18 protein-coding genes are annotated in these 19,381 nt (G+C 69.8%); 4 read left to right on the top strand and 14 right to left on the bottom strand.

Annotation, left to right across the window (positions count from 1 at the left end; all coding sequences use genetic code 11):
* Nucleotides 1–662: 662 nt before the first annotated feature.
* A complete protein-coding gene (locus BJY18_RS34450; protein ID WP_184784010.1) occupies nt 663–1,475 on the bottom strand; it encodes a hypothetical protein in 813 nt (270 codons plus the stop codon).
* 140 nt (nt 1,476–1,615) lie between these two features.
* Here BJY18_RS34450 and BJY18_RS34455 point away from each other — a divergent pair, with 140 nt between their 5' ends.
* Nucleotides 1,616–2,491 (top strand): TIGR03619 family F420-dependent LLM class oxidoreductase, encoded by an 876-nt coding sequence (locus BJY18_RS34455; RefSeq protein WP_184784011.1) that lies wholly within the window; start codon nt 1,616–1,618, stop codon nt 2,489–2,491.
* 1 nt (nt 2,492) lies between these two features.
* The gene (locus BJY18_RS34460; protein WP_184784012.1) at nt 2,493–2,933 is read left to right on the top strand and encodes a nuclear transport factor 2 family protein; all 441 of its coding nucleotides are present in this window, start codon (nt 2,493–2,495) and stop codon (nt 2,931–2,933) included.
* A 9-nt stretch (nt 2,934–2,942) separates the two neighbouring features.
* On the opposite strand, the gene BJY18_RS34465 is transcribed toward BJY18_RS34460, so the two are convergent.
* Nucleotides 2,943–3,332, bottom strand: a complete 390-nt coding sequence (locus tag BJY18_RS34465; RefSeq protein ID WP_184784013.1) for a hypothetical protein — start codon at nt 3,330–3,332, stop codon at nt 2,943–2,945.
* A 96-nt stretch (nt 3,333–3,428) separates the two neighbouring features.
* Here BJY18_RS34465 and BJY18_RS34470 point away from each other — a divergent pair, with 96 nt between their 5' ends.
* Complete coding sequence (locus BJY18_RS34470) at nt 3,429–3,986, top strand: glycerol-3-phosphate responsive antiterminator (RefSeq protein WP_184784014.1); 558 nt, start codon at nt 3,429–3,431, stop codon at nt 3,984–3,986.
* 1 nt (nt 3,987) lies between these two features.
* On the opposite strand, the gene BJY18_RS34475 is transcribed toward BJY18_RS34470, so the two are convergent.
* The 4 genes from BJY18_RS34475 to BJY18_RS34490 are packed head-to-tail and all read right to left on the bottom strand — an operon-like array spanning nt 3,988 to nt 8,936.
* Nucleotides 3,988–5,346, bottom strand: a complete 1,359-nt coding sequence (locus BJY18_RS34475; protein ID WP_184784015.1) for an FGGY-family carbohydrate kinase — start codon at nt 5,344–5,346, stop codon at nt 3,988–3,990.
* Nucleotides 5,346–6,791, bottom strand: coding sequence for an FAD-binding oxidoreductase (locus BJY18_RS34480; protein WP_184784016.1), 1,446 nt, complete (start codon nt 6,789–6,791; stop codon nt 5,346–5,348). Before BJY18_RS34480 ends, BJY18_RS34475 begins: the two co-directional genes overlap by 1 nt.
* A gap of 29 nt (nt 6,792–6,820) precedes the next feature.
* Nucleotides 6,821–7,597 carry an SDR family oxidoreductase gene (locus BJY18_RS34485; RefSeq protein ID WP_184784017.1) on the bottom strand — a complete coding sequence of 259 codons (777 nt, stop codon included), beginning with the start codon at nt 7,595–7,597 and terminating at the stop codon, nt 6,821–6,823.
* 28 nt (nt 7,598–7,625) lie between these two features.
* Complete coding sequence (locus tag BJY18_RS34490; RefSeq protein ID WP_184784018.1) at nt 7,626–8,936, bottom strand: MFS transporter; 1,311 nt, start codon at nt 8,934–8,936, stop codon at nt 7,626–7,628.
* A 230-nt stretch (nt 8,937–9,166) separates the two neighbouring features.
* Between BJY18_RS34490 and BJY18_RS34495 the strand changes: the two genes are divergently transcribed.
* Nucleotides 9,167–10,150, top strand: a complete 984-nt coding sequence (locus BJY18_RS34495; RefSeq protein WP_184784019.1) for an alpha/beta hydrolase family protein — start codon at nt 9,167–9,169, stop codon at nt 10,148–10,150.
* Nucleotides 10,151–10,185: 35 nt separating this feature from the next.
* Here the strand turns inward: BJY18_RS34495 and BJY18_RS34500 are convergent, their stop codons facing one another.
* The 8 genes from BJY18_RS34500 to BJY18_RS34535 are packed head-to-tail and all read right to left on the bottom strand — an operon-like array spanning nt 10,186 to nt 19,373.
* A complete protein-coding gene (locus BJY18_RS34500; RefSeq protein ID WP_281393732.1) occupies nt 10,186–10,968 on the bottom strand; it encodes a maleate cis-trans isomerase family protein in 783 nt (260 codons plus the stop codon).
* Nucleotides 10,965–12,011 (bottom strand): 2,5-dihydroxypyridine 5,6-dioxygenase NicX family protein, encoded by a 1,047-nt coding sequence (locus BJY18_RS34505; RefSeq protein ID WP_184784020.1) that lies wholly within the window; start codon nt 12,009–12,011, stop codon nt 10,965–10,967. The genes BJY18_RS34500 and BJY18_RS34505 overlap by 4 nt, the downstream gene beginning before the upstream one ends.
* Before the next feature lie 33 nt (nt 12,012–12,044).
* Entirely contained in the window at nt 12,045–13,556 is a 1,512-nt protein-coding gene (locus tag BJY18_RS34510; RefSeq protein ID WP_184784021.1) for an isochorismatase family protein, read from the bottom strand.
* Nucleotides 13,543–14,220, bottom strand: coding sequence for an SRPBCC family protein (locus tag BJY18_RS34515; RefSeq protein WP_184784022.1), 678 nt, complete (start codon nt 14,218–14,220; stop codon nt 13,543–13,545). The genes BJY18_RS34510 and BJY18_RS34515 overlap by 14 nt, the downstream gene beginning before the upstream one ends.
* Entirely contained in the window at nt 14,217–14,723 is a 507-nt protein-coding gene (locus tag BJY18_RS34520; protein WP_184784023.1) for a (2Fe-2S)-binding protein, read from the bottom strand. Before BJY18_RS34520 ends, BJY18_RS34515 begins: the two co-directional genes overlap by 4 nt.
* Nucleotides 14,720–17,119: a xanthine dehydrogenase family protein molybdopterin-binding subunit gene (locus tag BJY18_RS34525; RefSeq protein ID WP_184784024.1), complete on the bottom strand. Its 2,400-nt coding sequence runs from the start codon at nt 17,117–17,119 to the stop codon at nt 14,720–14,722. The genes BJY18_RS34520 and BJY18_RS34525 overlap by 4 nt, the downstream gene beginning before the upstream one ends.
* The gene (locus BJY18_RS34530) at nt 17,116–17,985 is read right to left on the bottom strand and encodes an FAD binding domain-containing protein (RefSeq protein ID WP_184784025.1); all 870 of its coding nucleotides are present in this window, start codon (nt 17,983–17,985) and stop codon (nt 17,116–17,118) included. The genes BJY18_RS34525 and BJY18_RS34530 overlap by 4 nt, the downstream gene beginning before the upstream one ends.
* Nucleotides 17,982–19,373 (bottom strand): MFS transporter, encoded by a 1,392-nt coding sequence (locus BJY18_RS34535; RefSeq protein WP_184784026.1) that lies wholly within the window; start codon nt 19,371–19,373, stop codon nt 17,982–17,984. Before BJY18_RS34535 ends, BJY18_RS34530 begins: the two co-directional genes overlap by 4 nt.
* Between the last annotated feature and the right edge of the window lie 8 nt (nt 19,374–19,381).

Consider the following 19,381-nt stretch of genomic DNA (forward strand, 5'->3'; position numbering starts at 1 on the left):
CTGCGGACTGGTCTTGCGGACGGGTTCGTGGCGCGGGGGAGTTCTTGCACGTGGAGCGTGCGGATGTGCCGCTTCTTGCCCGCAGAGCGTGCGTCGGGCCGGTGAGCCCGGCCGACGTCCACGCCTGACTGAACTTGTTCCCGTTCGCTGGACACGTGGAGTGGGGCGACCTCGGGTTGGGTCGCGTCGGGGCCTGAGGTGGGTGGCGCCGGGGCGTGGGGTGTCCGGGTGAATGACGCCGTGGACCGCCGCGACCTGGAGGAGTGGCGTCGTGAGCCTGCGGTGGCTTCGGCCGGTGGCCTGTGTGGCTGCAGTGGCCTGGGGAAGTGGCGCTGCCGGGAGCTGGGGTGGGCGGTGCTGCGCCGGTTCGGGGAAATGGCTCGGCCGCCCCGGCGGAGCGGGGCGGCCGAAATCTGTGCTGGGCTCGTGATCGTCCGGGTGTGCGTGGTCGGAGACGGCCCGGCGACGTGGTCTGGTCTGGTCTGGGGTGTGGAGTCATGCTCGGGACGTTCGGTGGGTTGAGGGTTGTTCGTGCGTGGGGTGTGGAGTCGTGCTCGGGACGTTCGGTGGGCTGAGGGTGGTTCCGGCCTCGGGAATTCGCGTCCGGTCGGCCTCGGCTGTTCGGCTTCGGTGGACCGGCCACGGCGGAGGTCCGGCGAGGGTCAGAAGTCGAAGCCGCCGCCGAAGTCGCCGAAGTCCCCGCCGTCGAAGCCGCCTCCATCGAAACCGCCGCCGTCAAAACCGCCGCCGTCGCCGCCGAAGTCCCCGCCGTCGCCACCGTCTCCGCCATCGCCGCCGCCGTCACCGGATTCCAGGGCGTCCTGCTGGCCCGCGTCGTAGCCCGACTCCCAGGCCGACGCGCTCGCGATGCCGCCCATTCCGGAGAACATCGCGCTGAACAGGAACATCGAGCCCAGGCCCCAGGCGCCGGCGACCAGCGCGGGCTTCCACCATGGTTCGCTGTACCAGCCCTGCGGCACCGGGCGGCCCGCGACGCGGCCGCCGGGGTAGTAGTAGGGCGTGTCCTGGCCCGGATCCGGAGAGGCCTCGTAGTGCTGGCCCTCGACGTCCACCGCCCGGTGCTCGGTCACCTTGCCTGCCCGTTCGCGCTCGGCCTCTTCCGGCAGGGTCGGGCCGGGGTCCATGCCCATCGCGGTACGGGCGGCGCGCACGTAGTAGAGGCCCTCGATCGCGGTCTCCTTGACCAGCCGCGCCTGCTCCGCCGTGTTCGCCTGCTCCAGCTGCGAGCCGGCCGCGGTGTAGCGCTCGCTCGCGTCGGCCATGGCCTGCTGGGACGCGGTGTCGGTGCCGGTGATGTTGAGCACCTGGCCGCCGAGGCGCTCGACGAGCCGCCGCGCGTCCGCCTTCGCGTCGTCCAGCTGCCGCTGCCGCGCGGCGCGCTGCGACCGGGCGAAGTACAGCCCGCCCCCGACGATGACGACGACCAGCACGATCAACAGGATCGCGGTGCCCATGGGTCACTCCGTGTCTTCCGCTGACTCGGCGGCACAGGGCCACCTCTTGATCCGGACAACGCGGACAGCACGCGAAAAGTTCCCCTCACCGCCCGCCCGGCCGGTGGCCAGGTAAAGTAGAACAAGTTATAGTTCGCGGCATGAAGTTCTCCCTGTCGGTCGCGATGAGTCCCCTCGATCAGCTGGGCGAGCTCGCCCGGGCCGCGGAGCAGGCCGGGTTCTCCTCGGTCGTGCTGCCGGATTCGCTCTTCTACTCCGAGAAGGTGTCCGCGGACTACCCCTACACCCCGGACGGCAGCCGCTTCTGGGACGAGGAGACGCCCTGGGTGGACCCGCTCGTGGCGACCGCTTCGATGGGCGCGGTCACCGAACGGCTCGAGTTCTACACCTCGGTGCTGAAGCTCGGCTCACGCAATCCGGTGCTGCTCGCCCGGCAGGTCAACTCGGTGGCCGTGCTCACCGGCGGCCGGTTCGGCCTGGGGCTGGGCATCGGCTGGTCGCCGGAGGAGTTCGAATGGTGCGGTGCGCCCTACGCGCGCCGCGGCAAGCGCTTCGACGAGGCGATCGAGGTGCTGCGGCTGATCCTCGACGGCGGGATGGTCGAGTACCACGGCGAGTTCTTCGACTTCGAGAAGCTGCGCATGAGCCCGACGCCGCCGAAGCGGGTGCCGTTCTACATCGGCGGGCACACCGACATCGCGCTGCGCCGGGCCGCCCGGGTGGCCGACGGCTGGTCGTCGGCGATGATGACGCTCGAGCAGCTGCGCGAGACCATCGGCACGCTGAAGGCGCTGCTCGCCGAACGAGGCCGGGAGAACGACCCGTTCGAGTACCAGGCGGTGTGCGTCGACCGGTTCGGGCTCGACGGGTTCCGCGAGCAGGAAGAAGCCGGTGTCACCGACGCGATCACCATGCCGTGGGTGTTCGAGGGCCTCGGGTTCGGCGCCGAGGTGGGCCCGAAGGTCGACGCCATCCGCAAATTCGGCGACGAAGTCATCGCGAAGTTCGGGGAGTGACATGGGCATCGAGGTCAGCTGGGACACCGGCGTGCAGCAGCCGCCTGCACGTGTCGCCGCGTACGCGTCGATGACCGCCGTCACGGCCGGTGACAAGGACGCGTGGATCGCGTTGTTCGCGCCGGACGCGGTGGTGGAGGACCCGGTGGGTCCGTCCATGTTCGACGAACAGGGCAAGGGTCACCACGGGCACGAGGGCATCGCGGCGTTCTGGGACCTCACGATCGCCAACGTGGAACGCTTCAAGTTCGTGATCCGCGATTCGTTCGCGGCCGGCTCCGAGGTGGCCAACGTCGGCACGATCACCACGTTCCTGCCCGGCGGCTACCGGGTGGACACCGACGGGGTGTTCGTCTACCGGGTGAACGAGGCCGGGCTCGTCACGTCGATGCGCGCGTTCTGGGAGACCGAGCGGGCGATGGCCACCGCCCGCCAGGTCTGACCCGGCTGGTCAGGCCTTGCGCGGCACCGAGGCGATGAAGATCCTGGTGCCGCCTGCGTGTGAAAGGTGGATGTCGACGAGGCTGAACCCGCCGACCGGCCCGGCTTCGGTCCAGCCGAAGTTCCGCTGACCGTCCGACACGGTCCGCGTCTGCTCGTCGAACACCGTGGTGCCCTGCCGGAACACGAAAATGACCGTGGTGCTGCCGGGCGCGGGATCGTCGCGGACGAATCCGGTGACCCCGACCGAGCGGTTGTACCGAGTGATCGTGCCCCCGGTGCGGCCGCCGCTGATGTCGCCTCCGAAGTCCGACGACGGAGAGGCGGCCGCGTTCGCGAGGCTCGCGCCACTCAGCGTGGCGACCGCGGACAGGACGAGGCCGATGACGGTTCGTTTCATGACTTTCCCCCAGGAATGGTGTTCCGTAGGGTTCGCAACCTCGCCGACCGCCGGGGAGACGGGTACCGCCATCCGGGCGAGCGGTGTCATAGTGGGATGGTGCGTGAACTCCTGCTGGACCACCCGGTCGTCGCGAGCGTCAAGGACGAGGCCGGGCTGCGTGCCGCCGTGGACGCCGAACCGCCGGTGGTGTTCCTGCTCTTCGGGTCGATCCTCACGCTGCCCGGGCTGGTCGAGCGGCTGCGCGCCGCGGGCAAGACCGTGCTGGTGAACGTGGACCTGGTCGAGGGCCTGGTGAGCCGGGACATCGCCGTGGAGTTCGTGGCACAGCAGACGAAAGCCGACGGGGTGCTCAGCAGCAAGGCCGCCCTCGTGAAGGCGGCCAAGGCCCGTGGCCTGCTCGCCGTGCACCGGTTCTTCCTCGTCGACTCGATTTCCTACCACAACCTCGGCCGGCAGCTGGCGATCTCCCGGCCCGACTACATCGAGATCCTGCCCGGCTGCGTGCCGCGGGTGATCACCTGGCTGAAGGCGGACACCGAGGTGCCGATCATCGCCGGCGGGCTGGTGTGCGACAAGGACGACGTGCTCGCCGCACTCGGCGCCGGCGCCACCGCGATCGCGACGTCCAATGTGGACGTCTGGGCGATGTAGCTCAGCGCCGGGACAGCCGGCGGAACAGCGGATCGGTGTAGTCGCGGACCTCCTGGTGCACCTGGTGCAGTTCCCGGTACTGCGCGTGCGTCGCTGCGTCCGGGGAGAACTGCTTGCCCGGCCGGACCATCGCCGCCACCGCCTCGTCGAAGTCGCGGTGGACGCCGAGGCCCACCGCCGCGCAGATCGCCGAACCGAGTTCCGCGCCGCCGTGCGCGCGACGCGCGGGCCGGTCGAAGGCATCCGCCACGATCTGCATCATCACCTCCGAATCGGCCCCGCCGCCGGAGACCAGCACCTGGTCGAAGTCCGTGCCCAGTTCGGCGGCCATGGCGTTTCCGTTGCCGCACAAGGTGAGCGCGATCGCCTCGAGCACCGCGCGGTACAGGTGGAACGGGCCCTGCCTGCCGTCGAAGCCGAGGAACGCCCCCTTGCGGTACGGCGCCTCGACCGGCGCCAGCCAGTCGAGCACCGCGATCAGGCCGTCCGAGCCCGGGGGCACTTCGGCAGCGCCGGCGTTGAGCCATTCCTGCTCGCCGAGCAGGTCGCGCAGCCAGCTGACCGTCCACATGCCACGCCGGATGCCGTGGCTCTCGTAGAGGTACTGCCGCGGACGGCAGGCGAAGTTCGACCAGAATGCCGTGCCGTCGAGGACATTCCGCGTGCCCGTGGTCATTCCGGCGATGTAGGTGCCCAGCGACAGCAGCAGCGTGCGGTCGTCGGCGAGCCCGCTGCCGAGCGCTTCCACCGCCTTGTCGTTGGCGGTCGCGAACACCGGCACACCCTCGGGCAGGCCGGTGTGCGCCGCGGCCTCCGCGGTGACCGTGCCGAGCAGCTCGCCCGGCTGCACCAGCTCGAACAGCATTTCCCGGGGAATGTCCGGCTCGTCCACCCAGGACCAGGCGTCGGTGTCGATCGGCCACACGCCCTGGTAGTTCGCCGCGGTGTCGCGCAACCGCCCGGTCATCCGCGCGGTGAGGTAGCCCGAGGACGTGGTCACGTAGCGCACGTCGGGATTCGTGTGCTCGTAGGGTCGCGAGACCCGGTCGTCCATCCAGCTCAGCACCGGCTGTGCGAGCGTGCCGTCGGCCCGCAGCATCGCGCGGCAGAACCGGATCGTGCACAGACCGACCCCGGCGATGTCCTCGGGCCTGCCGTCGAACGAGTCCAGCGCCGCCCGGGTGGCCGCGCCGATCGAGTCCCACAGGTCGTCGTCCGGGTGCTCGACCACCCCGGGGCGCGGAGTGTCGTTGGGCCGCAACGCGACCCGCGCCCGCGCCTGCGGGACGCCGTGCTCGTCGAACACGGTCACCTTGGTGCTCTGCGAGCCGTTGTCGATGCCGAGCAGGTAGCGGCTCATCAGCGGTCCCCGGCGGGGAAGATCGTGCCCGGGTTCATGATGCCGTTCGGGTCGTAGACGTCCTTGAGCTTGCGGAGGATCGGGTACGCGCTGCCGTGCTCTTGTTCGGTCCACGGCGCGCGGTACTTGCCGATGCCGTGGTGGTGCACCATGGAACCGCCGCGGGCCAGCGTCTCCTCGACGATGATCGCGTTCAGCGGGAGATGGTACTTCGTGATCTCCTCGCGGGGTTCGCAGTCGATCCGGTAGTCGTAGACGAAGTACATGTTCGTCCCGTTCTGGTAGCTGTGCGACGAGTGCCCGCCCAGCATGGTGAGGTCGCCGAAATGCGGGTATTCCTTGCTGATCCGGGCGATCACCGCATCGTAGACGTCGCCGATCACCGACCAGTTCGCGGACACCTCGGTGGTGTAGCCGAGCCGCTGTTCGGCGAGCATGGTCTCCTGTTCGGCGCGGATCTTGTCCGGGCCCCAGTTGAGATCGTCGAACCACTCCCGGATGAGCCGCGGGTCCACGCGCTCGGTCCGGTACCGCCGGGCGATCTCCTCGATGGCCTCGCTGGTTGCCTCGGCGAGCCGGGCCGGGCCCTCGGCGAGGAACACCGCGACACACTTGCCGCCGGCGAAGTGCGAGAAGTGCTGGGCGGCGTCCTGTTCGGAATAGACCCGCGCGACCGACGGGTTGTATCCCTCGGTGACGACCTCGCGCAGGAGCTCGAGGCCGGTGCGCACGTCGTCGAGCAGGTAACCGTGGAAGTGGTTGTGCTCCGGCTGGTACTTGAACAGCTTCACCGTCACCTCGGTGACGTAGCAGAGCGCACCCTCGTTGCCGATCACCACGTGCCGGATGTCCGGGCCCGCGGCCCGGCGCGGCACGTTCTTGATCCGGCTGACACTGCCGTCCGGGAACACCGCCTCGAGCCCGACGACCAGGTCCTCGATTCCACCGTAGAGCGTGGAGAACTGGCCGATCGACCGGGTCGCGACCAGACCGCCCATCTGCGCCAGCGGCTTCGACTGCGGCGAGTGGCCGGTGGTGAGGCCGAGTTCGCGCACCCGCTCTTCCAACACCCGAAGCGGGACGCCACACTGCGCGGTCGCCAGCATGTCGACCGGATCGACTCGCACGATCTCGTCCATTTCGGACCCGTCGAGCACGATCGTTCGCTCGAAACTCGTTTCGAGTCCGCCTTCGGTGCCGGTACGGCCGGTGCGCGGCACGATGTTGACGCCGTGCTCGTTCGCGAACGCCAGGACCGCGGCCACCTCTTCGGTGCTTCCCGCACGCACGATCGCGATCGGGAACGGGCCGTCGTAGATCCCGTGCACGGCGGTGTACTTCTTGAACCGGTCGACGCTCGCCTCGCGCAGCAGCTGCTCGTCGGTGTCCACACGGTCGGCGCCGGTGAGCTCACGCAGCCGGTCGAGGATGGCGGTCGTGTCCATGGTTTCCTTTGCTCCGTTCGGAATTCGGTTCATCGGGTGAGGTAGCCGCCGTCGACGGTGAGGACGTGCCCGTTCACGTAGTCGGACGCCCGGCTCGCCAGGAAGACCACCGCGCCCATCAGGTCGCCGAGCTCGCCCCACCGCCCGGCCGGAATGTGGTCGAGCACGCGCTGGTTGGTGACCGGGTTCGCGCGCGTCTGCGCGGTGATCGGGGTGGCGAAGTAGCCGGGTGCGATCGCGTTGCACTGGACGTTGTGCGCGCCGAGTTCATCGGCGTACGCGCGGGTGAAGCCGACGATGCCGTGCTTCGTCGCGGTGTAGGCGGGCGAACCCTGCCCGCCGAGGAACGAGAACAGCGAGGCGATGTTGATGATCTTCCCGTGCCCCTGTTCCACCATGTGCCTGCCGGCGAGCCGACCGAGTTCGAAGGGGGCGGTCAGGTTGAGCGCCAGCATCGGATCCCACTGGTCGCGGCCGAATTCCGCGACCGGCGCGAGCTTCGAGATTCCCGCGGAGTTGACCAGGACGTCGACTGAGCCGAGACGGTCCACACAGGACTCCGCCACTTCGGCGGGCGCACCGGGTTCGGTCAGGTCGATCGTCAGCGTTTCCAGGCGGGCCCCGGCCGCCTCGACCAGCTGACGGGTCTCGCCGTCGTCGTCCACCACGGTCGGCGCGAAGACGTTCGCACCCGCTTTGGCCAGCGCCACGGTGAACGCGCGGCCGAGGCCGGTGTTGCCGCCGGTGACCACGGCGTTGCGGCCCCGCAGTGAGAACAGGTCGAGGGAGAAATCCTGGATTTCCAACGGAAGTGCCTTTCTGGCGGAACGGGGTTCAGGTCAGTGCGGTGGTGTGCGGGGCCGGGCGCTCGGTGGGTTCCCGCCGCTGCACCCGCAGGGTCACGGTGGTCAGCAGGAGACCGAGCACGCCGGCCGCGGTGAGGAATCCGAACAGCATGCCGTAGCCGCCGTGCGCGGCGGTGCCGGCGCCCGGATCGCCGATCCACCACGCGACGAGCCCGGGCAGGAACGCGTCCGGCAGGTAGGCCAGTCCGGAGGCCAGCCCGATCACGCCGCCGCGCTGCTCGGCCGGGATCCGCGCCTCGGTGATACTCGCCCAGTACACCCCGCGGCTGGCGAACACCATGAGGGACAAGACGAACATCAGCGTCAGCGCCGCCCAGGAGAGCGCCGGCGTGCCGGGGAGGAACAGCAGGACCGCCACGCACACCGTCGCGCCGGCGAAGGCCAGCCGCAGGAAACGCGGCGTCGAGTGGGTCACCTTGTCCACGCCGAATCCGCCGATCGGCCCGGCGACGAACTGGAACACGTAGCTGCGGACGACACCGAGCACCCCGATCAACCCGGCGGTGAGGCCGAAATCGTGCTGCAGTAAGGGGGAGAAGTAGCCGAGGGTGGTGTAGAAGCAGTACATCAGCATGATCGAACCGCCGAGCAGCCAGGTGTACTTGTTCCGCGCGGCGGCCACCAGCTGGCGCAGTGACAGTGCGGAGCGCTCGCTTCCGGGGGTGTGCCCGGTCTGGCCGCGCAGGGTGAACCAGAGTGCCGCGGCGATGACCAGGGCGAGTACGCCGTAAATGGCGATCAGGGTCAGTACACCGGCCGACGGCGCCAGCAGGGTGCCGATGAGCAGCGCGCCGAGCCCGCCGATCAGCGTGGAGGTGACGCCGCGGATCGCCTCCAGGAAGCCGAAGAGACGTCCCTGTGTTCCGGCGGAGCCGAACGAGCCGATGGCCTTCACCAGCGCGGGCCAGTACAGCGCCATCCCGGCGAAGGCCATCACGATGTGCGCGAGCAGCACGGTCAGGTAGCCGGGGGAAACGGTGAGCGCCAGGTCGGCAATTCCGGTCAGTGCCAGGCCGGACACCACGAGCACCCGGGGCGAGAACCGGTCGGCGAACCATCCGCCGGCGAAGTACATCACCGCGGCCACCGCGCCGAACACCGACATGATGCCGCCGTATTCCTGCGCGGTGAGGCCGAGCGCGTGACAAGTGGGTTCCAGGAATACGAAACGAATATAGGCGACCTGGAAAACGATTCCGCAGGAAATGCACAGCAGCAGATAACTCAGCCGCGCGCGGGTACCGCTCACCTCGACCACCTCACCGGGGGATTTGGACACAAAAAAAGAGAACAGTCGCCCCGTCTGCGGAATGGGGTTACTGTTCTCTGCGTCTCTAGTAACATTTTTTTCAGTTGTGCTCCGTCGAAGCGTAACCACGGCCGGACGAGGCTGTCAAGAAGTCACTCGGCGCGCCCTGAAGGGCGGTGGGGACCGGTCCCGATCATGCTCGTTAGCGTCCCTCTCGGCCGGGTCGTGGTGGTCCGGCCGGAAGCGGAAGGGAGCGTTCGATGATCCGACGTTCGGCCGTCGTGGCGGCCGCGGGTGCACTCGCGCTGGGCTGCGCGGTGCCGGCAGCCGCCGCGGACGGGCCGTGCACTTCCGGGGCGGACTGCGCGCATACGTTCGACCTGGCGGGCGGTGGCGAAATTCCTTACCTTGCCAGCTATCCGCTGACCGGCGCGAGCACGGTCACCGAAGCGGTGGTGGTGATCCACGGAGCCGGCCGCAACGCCGACGGGTACTTCGAGCGCATGGTCGAGGCCACCGGGGACGCCGGTGCCGGGGACCGCACCGAGATCGTGGCCCCGCACTTCCAGACGTCGGACGACGATCCCGGCGACGACGAGGTGACCTGGACCAACGGCGGCGACACCTCGTGGAAGGACGGTGGCGATTCGGTCTCCTCGCCGCGGGTCAGCTCGTTCACCGTGGTCGACGAGATCCTGGCGAAACTGGCCGACAGGAAGGCTTTCCCGAAGCTGGCCAGGATCACCCTGGCCGGGCATTCGGCGGGCGGGCAGTTCACCCAGCGGTACGCGGCCGGTGGCAAGGCGCCGGCGCGGCTGACCGGGGTGTCGTTCCACTTCGTCCCGGCGAACCCGTCGTCCTATCTGTACTTCACGCCCGATCGGCCGGTCGCCGGCGGTCTGCCCGATTCGTGCCCGGGGTACGACGACTACAAGTACGGCCTGAAGCAGCTCAACCCTTACCTGAGCGGCTATCCCGCCGGAGCGCTGGCGCGGCAGTACACCGCGCGCGAGGTGACCTACCTGCTCGGCGGTGACGACGTGCACCAGGACCACGGCATCGACCAGTCCTGCGAAGCCGAAGCCCAAGGGCACCACCGACTCGAACGCGGCGAGAATTACTTTTCCGCACTGCACAAGGCCTGTCCGGATGCGCCGCACGAGCAGGTCCTCGTCCCTGGCGTCGGGCACGACAGCGGCGCGATGTTCGACTCCGAACCGGGCCGGAACGCGCTGTTCGGCTGACGGAGGGGCCCCAGCAGGTCACCGGGGCCCCTCCGTCACGCGGCCGTGGTGACGGCGGGATCCGCCACGGCGCCGCTGAGCAGATGTCCCGCGCCGGGCACCTCCGGACGGAGCCCGAGTTCACTCAGGATCCGGAAGGCGGTGGCGGTGGCCGCGGAGAGCACCGGCATGCCGACCGCGTCCTCGACCGGCTGGATCGACGGCAGCGACGGCATCTGCACGCAGGCCGACAGCACCAGCGCGTCCGCCTCGCTCAGGTCGAGTTTGCGGTAGTGCTCGCGCAGATCGGTCGGATCGAGCCGGGCCACCGCGAGGTTGTCGGGCACTTCCAGGGAGAGCGCGTCGACGACCTCGATCCCCGCGTCCTGCAGGTACTCGACGACAGCCTGAGTGAGCGGCTTCAGGTATGGCGTGATGATCGCGACCCGCTTCGCGCCCAGCGCGGCGATCCCGGCCAGCAGGGCACCCGCCGACGAGACGACGGGTGCCTCGGAGCCTTCCGCCCGCAACGCCGCGGTGATCGAGTCCTCCGCGGTGCAGTGATAACCGGGCCCTTGCGCCATGATCGCGACCAAACACGCCGTGGCCACGACGTCAGGCCGCGCGTCGGCGAGCTCGGCCGCCGCGCGTTCGGACTGCGCGTTCATCGCCCGCAGCTGTTCGGGCGTCACGTGCTGCATCCGGGCTCGCGCGGCGTGGAACACGAACCGGTCGTCGGTGAAAATTTCCTCGCGGGCCCGCAGCATCCGGGGCAGCTCGGTCTCCATGGTGAGGTTCGAGCTGGGCACGATCATCCCGATGTGGTGGTCGGAGGTCATCGGCTGCCCGCCGGCCGCATTTCCGGCACGGTGAGTGCGCCGGCGTCCACGATCAGCTCGTCGTCGAGGTACAGGCTGTTGCCCCGCATCGGGATGTCGAAGTGGCAGGCGGTGTCGTTCGGCCCGCCCAGCTCGTTGTTCGGGCCGATGGAGAACATCACGTTGCCGTAGAAGCTGCGCAGTTCCATGCCCATGCCGCCGGGGAACTGGGTCAGGCCGTGCCAGTGCGCGCGCTCGTCGAGACCCCAGCCGACGTGCGACATGCCGTAGCCGCGCGGATCGTGGAACGACTCGATGTAGCTGCGCAGCAGGTCCGCGTCCAGCCCGGAAGAGCCGGCGCCGCCGCGGATGTCGCGGATGAAGCCCTGTTCGATGGTCAGCTCGACCGGCGTCTGCACGTAGGTGTTGAACGGCAGCAGGACGTCCCCGGGCGCGAGCACGATCTTGCCGTCCACTCCGTCGTCGGAGCCGCCGGTGAACACGAACGCCGCGGGCCAGTGGTCCCAGCGGCCGGGCTGGTCGGTGTAGCCGTACTCGCTCAGCGTCGGGTAGACACCCAGCTGGTAGGTGACGTCCGTGCCGTGCGGGCTGGTGATCCGCATGGTCTTCGCCTTCGCCAGCAGCTCCGCGCCGATCTCGACGCGCTCGCGCAGTTCCTTCGTCGGCATCAGCCGGGCGAGCAGCTCCGGCGGTTCGATCGCGGTCAGGATCCGGGTTCCCGCGGCCTGGATCGCGAACTGCTCCTCGCTGAAGAGCAGGAACGTGCAGTCCACCACCAGGTCCGCGGCCTTCAGCGCCTCGACGGCCAGCGGAAGCTTGTCCAGCCCCGAATCACCGACCGCCCAGGCCCCGGACGCGCTGGCCGGCGAGGGCAGCCGCATGTGGTAGGTCGCCGCGCCGAGCTGCTGGGCAGCCCACAGGAACGCGTCCGCGTACTCCGCGCGGTCGTTGCCGCGGGTCAGCACGACGACGGTTTCCCCTTCGTGCACAGCGGAAAGCCGCAACTGCTGCAGGCAGATGTCGTTGAACAGGTTCTGGTCCACTACCGACCACCTCCGTGGTTGTCCGGATTCGTCTTACTGGGGCTGGAGAACGGCGCGAAGAGTGCGCAGGGCCCCCGGGGGTTCGTCCCAGAAGACCATGTGCCCGGCGCCCTCGACGCCGATCAGCTGGTGCTCCGGATTCGCCTTCTTCAGCTCGTCCACGTCCGAGGACGTGACGACCGGGCTTTCCGCGCCGTAGAGCAGGATCGTGGGCACCGTGAGCTGTGTCCACAGTGGAAGGAACTCCTCGGACTCGAACCCGGCGTGGGTGCCGGCGATCGCGGCAGGGGAGCAGGAAGCCAGCCAGCGGGCGCGTAGTTCCTGTTCCCGCCGAGGCCAGCGCGGCCAGGCCGCGGCCACCTCGTCCGCGTCGGTTCCGCGACGAGCCTGGTCCAGCTGTGCCAGGAAGGTCGCCAGCGTGGTCGGGTACGGCCGGCCGGGGCCGCTCATCGGCGGATCCACCAGGATCAGCCCGCCGAGTGCGCTGTGGCCGGACACTGCGACCTGCGCGGCGATCCGGGCGCCCATGGAATGCCCGAGCAGCAGGGGATCCCGCAGATCCAGCTGCTCGATCACCGCGTCGACGTCCGCGGCGTGGGAAGCGAGGTCGTAAGGGCCGTCGTCGGACAGTCCGCGGCCCCGGACGTCCAGCACCAGTGGCCGCACCAGGTCTTTCAGCTCCCGGGCGACGAAGTCCATGCTGATCGCCGGGCTGGTGATGCCGGGAACGACGAGCAGCGGCCGTGCCCCGGCGGGACCGTAGTCGAGCACGTGCACCCGTGCGTTCCCCGACCGTGCCCAGGTGCTGGTGGCGTCGAGATCGGCCAGGTCCGCCAGCGCGGACGGGGTGAGCAGTCGCTCCTTGCTGGTGAATGCCATCGGGGGAGGCCTTTCGGGGGAGAGCGCGGACCGGCCTTCGGCGAGCGGGACGACGTCGGCGTACTTGGCCTGCAGATCGAACAGTGCGGCGTCGTGCGGACCTCGCGCGCGATCACCACAGGCTTCGCGGACGACGAGCGTGTCGAAACCGGACTGCACGCTGTCGACGGCGGTCGCGCGGACGCATCCGGAAGTCGTGGCACCGCAGACCACGACGGTGTCGACGTGCAGGGAAGTGAGCAACGCGGCCAATCCCGTGCCGTGGAAAGCGGAGGCGCCCTTCTTGACCAGGAAGTGGTCGGTGGCCCACCGGTCGAGCCGGGGATCCAGGGTGACCTCCTCGCCACCCTCGCGGAGGCCACGCATCCCGGGCGCCTTGCGCAGCCACGCGACCGCCCCGCCGTCCACTTCGGACTCGGAATAGCTGATCGCGGTGAAGACGACCGGTGCCCCGGCGGCATGCGCGGCCCGGACGAGGTCGTCCGCGGCGGCGACCTCGTCGGAAAGATCCGCGCCGAGCGGGAAATCCGGTTCGGTGAAGCCCCGGGTCAGATCGACCACGACGAGCGCCGGACGCTCTCCCCGGGGCACGGCCCCGCCGAAGCCCGCCCTGGCGTAGGTCCGGTCGGTGTCGATCCCGTGCAGTCCTGGTTCATCCGCGGTCACGGCGCAGCTCCTCGATCAGTTTGTCCTGGGTGCGGATCCGGCCGAGCAGCCAGCCTTGGAAAAGCCCGAGCGCGCCGGCCGCGGCGATGGCGAGAAAGCGTTTCGCTTGCGGAGGAACGACCATCGCCAGCCCGTCGAGCGCTTCGGTGGCGGCGGGTGCCGGAATCGCCGCGCCGGGCGGGGCCGCCGGAACCGAGGGGGCGCCGCCCGGCGCGGTGCCGTCGTTCTGCAGCAGGCCGGCGAGGTTGCGCGCGAACTGGTCGAGGATCCGGGTGGACACCGCGCTGATCGCGCCCTTGCCGAACTGTGCGATCTTTCCGCGGATCACCAGGTCGGTGTGCAGGTTCAGCACCGAGCCGCTGGGTCCGGGTGCGATGGTGACCGTGACGTCGGCCTCGGCGTCGCCGCTGCCGTGGCTGTCCGCGCCGCGTGCGGACAACCGCAGCCGGTGTTCGGCTTCGGCGACCTCGGTGAACCGGACCTTGCCCGAATAGGCGGCACTGACCGGGCCGACTTTCACCTTCACCTTGCCGAGATAGGCGTCCCCGTCCTGCCCGTCCAGCGTCGCGCCGGGCAGACAGCCGGCCACGCGCTCGACGTCGTTGAGCAAGGCGAACACGGTGTCCGGATCGCCCGGCAGGTCGAGGGTGTTCTCCAGGATCATCGGACTGCCTCCGGTTCGGGATCGGTCTGGCCCGCGCGGCGGCGGGCGGTGTCCTCGATCGCGTCCACAATGGTCTGGTAGCCGGTGCAGCGGCAGAGGTTGGCCGACACCGCCTCCCGGATCTCCTCGCGGGAGGGAGTGGGTCGCTGGGTCAGGAATCCCTCGGCGAGCATCAGGAACCCCGGGGTGCAGAACCCGCACTGCAGGCCGTGCCGCGCGGAGAACGCCTCCTGCAGGTCGTTCGGTTCGGTGGGCGTGCCGAGGGATTCGACGGTCCGGATCGCGTGTCCTTCGGCCTGCACGGCGTACACCAGGCAGGCCCGGACCGGCTCCTCGTCGACCAGGATCGTGCAGGCACCGCACACCCCGTGTTCGCAGCCGACGTGCGTACCGGTCAGCTCCACCTGGTGGCGCAGCACGTCCAGCAGGGTCCACCGGGCCTCGACGAGCAGTTCGTGGTCGATGCCGTTGACGGTCAGGACGATCAGGTGCTTGTCGCTCATACCGGGGTGCTCGCCTTCTCGTGCCGGTGCGCGCCGGCGAGCGCGGTCAGCACCGCCTCCGGATGGACCGGAGTGCTCTCCAGCTGGACACCGGTGTGCCACAACAGGTCGTTGACCGCGTTCAGCACCGCCGCGGGTGCGCCGATGGTGCCGCCCTCGCCGGCCCCCTTGGCCCCGCTTTCGGTGAACGCGCACGGGGTTTCGAGGTGGTCCACCGAAATGTCCGGGATCTCGGTGGCGGTCGGCACGAGGTAGTCGATGAAGCTCGCCGCCGAGGGTTCGCCGTTGTCCGCGTAGCTGACCTCCTCGAACAGCGCGCCGGCGATGCCCTGGGCGATCCCGCCACGCGCCTGCCCCTCGACCACCTTCGGGTTGATGACCACGCCGCAGTCCTCGACGCAGGCGTAACGCAGGATCTTCACCTGCCCGGTCCCCGGGTCCGCCTCCACCACCACGGCGTGCGTGGCGTTGGAGAAGGTGCCGTCGCCGGGGACGTCGAAGGCGGCGGTCGCGGTCAGCGTCGGTGGGGTTTCCTTGGGCAGCAGGTGACTGCGCAGGTAGGCGACGTCGGCCAGCTCTTCGAAAGCCATCCGCCGGGTGGGGTCGTCGAGCTGGACGACCCCACCGTCCCCGTCGAGCTCGACGTTTTCGACCCGGGTGCCCAGCAGGTGCGCGGCGATCACGCACAGCTGCTCGCCGAGCCGGGTGGCCGCGGTCGCCACCGCCGAACCGCCGATGGTCGCCGAACGCGAGGCGAAGGTGCCCCAGCCGTACGGGATCCGCTCGGTGTCGCCCTGGCGCAGCTTGACCTTGGCGAGGTCGAGACCGAGGCGTTCGGCGACGAGCTGGGCGAACGTCGTCTCGTGTGACTGCCCGTGGTTCATCGTGCCGCTGGTGACCACGACGGATCCGGTGAGGTCCATCCGGATCTCGGAGATGTCGAAGCCCGGCACCACGGTCATCTTGCGCTTGGCGAACGCCTCCGACCCGTAGCCGGTCCGCTCGGAGAAGCAGCTGTAGCCGATACCGAGGTGGCGGCCTTCAGCGGCGGCCCGCTCCCGCAGCTCGTACCATCCCTCGGCGCGCAGCGTCTTCTCCGCCAGCTCCAGCGATTCCAGGTAGCTGCCGGGATCGTAGGTGACGTTGTTGACGCCGCGGTACGGGAATTCGGTGATCAGGTTGCGCCGGCGGATCTCGACCGGATCGAGCCCGAGCCGCCGGGCCGCCAGGTCCATGATCCGCTCCATCACCAGCACGTACTGGGGACGGCTGACTCCGCGGTACGGCGCGGTCGGTGCTTTGGTGCTGGCGATCGCCCGTGCCCGCACCCGATAGGCGGGAAGCTGGTACACCGACGGCATTTCCGCGGCCGCCATCAGCGGCTCGATGCCGACGGTGAACGGATAGCAGGAGTACGCGCCCATGTCGCACACGATGTCCGCGTCGATGGCGGTCAGCTTGCCTTCGGCGGTGAACGCCGCGCGGGTGCGGTATCGCTGCTCGCGGGCGAGGAAGCCGGCGGTCAGCGCGTCGCGGCGGTCCTCGATCCACTTCACCGGGCGGCCGAGCCGTTTCGCGGCCGCGGCCACCGCGATTTCCTCGCGCCCGACAACGCACTTCTGCCCGAATCCACCACCCATGTCCGGAACGGTGACCCGCACCGACTGTTCGGGAAGGCGCATCGAGCGGGCGAGCACTGTACGCACCTGGTGCGGCACCTGGCTGCAGGTCTGGACCAGCAGTTGTTCGTCGCGCTCGTCCCAGGAGGCGATCGCGCCGCGGGTCTCCAGCGGAAGGGCGTTCTGCCGGGCGCTGCGCGTGACGAGGTCGATCACGCAACCGCTCTCCTGGAAGGCTTCGTCCACTCCGGGAGTGTCGAACGAGGTCACGTCGAGCAGCACGTTGCTCGGCGCGTCTTCGTGTACCAGCGGCGCATCCGCGGCCAGCGCCGCTTCTTCGGAGACCACCGCGTCGAGCACGTCGTAGGTCACGCGTGCGGCCTCGATCCCGTCCTCCACGGCGTACGGATCCTTCGCGATCACAATGGCGATCGGCTCACCGGCGAACCGGACCTTGTGCCGGGCGAGGATCGGCATCGTGGTCGGGGTGTACTCCTCCGGCGGCCGGTCGAGCAGCGCGACGATGTCACCGAGTCCGAGGTCCTCCGCGGAATACGCGGCGACGACACCTTCGACCTCGCGTACCGCGGTGAGGTCGACCTCGTGGACCCGGCCGTGCGCGACCGTCGCGCGAACGAACCCGGCGTGCAGCAACCCGGTGAGGTGAATGTCGTCGAGGAACCGGCCCCGGCCGGTGACCAGCCGCGGATCCTCGCGGCGCCGCACCGGCGCACCGATCCAGCGTCCGCGGCGGCCGTCGAAGTCCGGACCGCTCATCGGTCACCTCCTGTCCATGCCTGTTCGAGGCCGCGCGCCACAAGCGTTCTCGTGAGCGCACGGCGGTAGTCCGCGCTGCCCGCGGCGTCGCTGGGCGGATCGATCGCATCGGCGGCCACGCGAGCGCACTCGGCGAACACCTCCGGCCCGGCGGGTTCGCCGGCGAGGACCGCCTCGGCCTCGGGAATCCGGATCGGCGCCGGCGCGACTCCGCCGAGCACCACCCTGCCGCCCGGAACCGGCCCGGTGTCCAGCGCCACCGCGGCCGCCACGGTGGCGAAATCCCCGGCGCGTCGGGCGAATTCGGTCAGCTGCGCGTGCCGGGCCGGCCGGGTGAAGCGCACCTCGCTGACCACCTCGTCCGGCTCGACGGCGGTGGTGTAGAAGCCGTGGAACATCTCCGCGGCCGGTATCTCCCTGGTGCCGTGCGGACCCCGGGCGACGATCACCGCGTCCAGCAGGAGGGCCAGCAGGCACCATTCGGCGGTCGCATCACCGTGCACGAGGCTGCCCGCCACTGTCCCGCGCGACCGGATGGGCAGGTGCCCGACGTAGCGCATCGCTGTGGCCAGCACGGCGAACTCCGCACCGAGATCGGCCAGCTCGACCTGCCGGTGGGTGACCAGCGCGCCGAGCCGCAGCTGCGTGCCGAGCGGTTCGATCTCGCTCAGGTCCGGAAGTTCCCGCACCCGCCCGAGATCGACCAGGTCGCTGGGCCGGGCCAGCCGGAAGTTCATCATCGGCATCAGGCTTTGCCCGCCGGCGATCAGTTTCGGCTCCCGGCCCCGCTCCGCGAGGTCGGCGAGCAGGTCCACGGCGTCGGCGAGGTCGTGGGCCCGGTGGTAGTCGAACGCGGCGGGCTTCACGGCTTGACCTCGACCTCCGGGGCCGACGGCTCGGCCTCGACCGTGATCCGGTCGAGTTCGCGTCCGCGCGTTTCGGGCGCGCCGAAGATCATGAACAGCACCGCCGCGACCACGAGGAGACCGAGCAGCGTGAACGTCAGTGGCAGGCCCAGGACCGGCCACAGCACACTGCCGAACAGCAACGGCGCGAACCCGGTCACCGCGCGGCTCGCCGAGGACGCCCAGCCGAACCCGGATGCTCGCAGCTCCGTCGGGTACAGCTCCGAAACGTAGGCGTACATCACCGGGATCACCACGAGGGAGAACAATCCGAACGCCGCGATCGCCGTCACCGCCGCGCCGGCCGAACCCAGTACCAGGGAGAAGACCACCAGCGTGAGCGCGCCCAGCGGACCCGCGACGGCGATGATCCGCTTGCGGCCGATCCGGTCCACCAGCAGCACCGCGATCGCCACGCCGACGATGCCGAGCGCGTTCATCAGCGTGGTCGACGCGAACGCGGCGATCTGCCCGAACCCCTGCGACCGCAGGATCGACGGCATCCAGCTGAGCGCGGCGTAGTACACGAGCATCACCGTGACGAACAGTGCCCAGGCGACCCCGGTGACGCGCGGGTTGAACGTCCACACGCGACGGAGCTGGTCGACCGCGGCGAACAGGCCTCCACCGCGGGTGTCCTCGGCGACCGCGGGCGGGATCCGGTACGGCTCGACCGGGGCGCCGGTCCGGGCGACGAGGTCGTTGATGACCAGCCGGGCTTCCGCCTCCCGGCCCTTGCGCACCAGGTACAGCGGCGACTCCGGGACGCCCCGGCGGGCCCAGAACAGCAGCAGCGCGGGCAGGATCATCAGCACCAGCATCCAGCGCCAGCTCCCGGAGACCGGCACCAGCAGCGTGGCCGAGGCACCGGCCAGCGTCGTGCCGACCGGCCACCAGCCGTCCATTGCGGACAGTACGCGGCCGCGCTGGCGGCGTGGCGAGAACTCGCTGACGATCGCGTAGTCGACCGGGATGCAGCCGCCGAGCCCGACCCCGGCCAGGAACCGCAGCGCCAGGAACACCTCGACGTTCGGCGAGAGCGCGGCGAACACCGAGAAGAAGGCGAACAGCAGCAGGGTGATGCTGAACGCGCGTTTGCGCCCGATCCGGTCCGCGACCGTTCCCCAGATCACCGCGCCCACCGCCATGCCGATGAGGTTGGCCGTGGCGACCAGCCCCTTCTGCGTGGCCGACAGACCGAACTCGGTGCCCACCAACGGGGTCAGGAAGCCGTTGAGCGCGACGTCCCAGGCGTCGAACATGTAGCCGAGGCCGCCGATGAGGAAGATCTTCCCCTGCACCGGCCACCGCCAGGGCAGGTCCTGCACGACCTGGTCTCCGGTACGCATGGCTTGAC

Source organism: Amycolatopsis jiangsuensis (assembly GCF_014204865.1).
Taxonomy (GTDB): domain Bacteria; phylum Actinomycetota; class Actinomycetes; order Mycobacteriales; family Pseudonocardiaceae; genus Amycolatopsis; species Amycolatopsis jiangsuensis.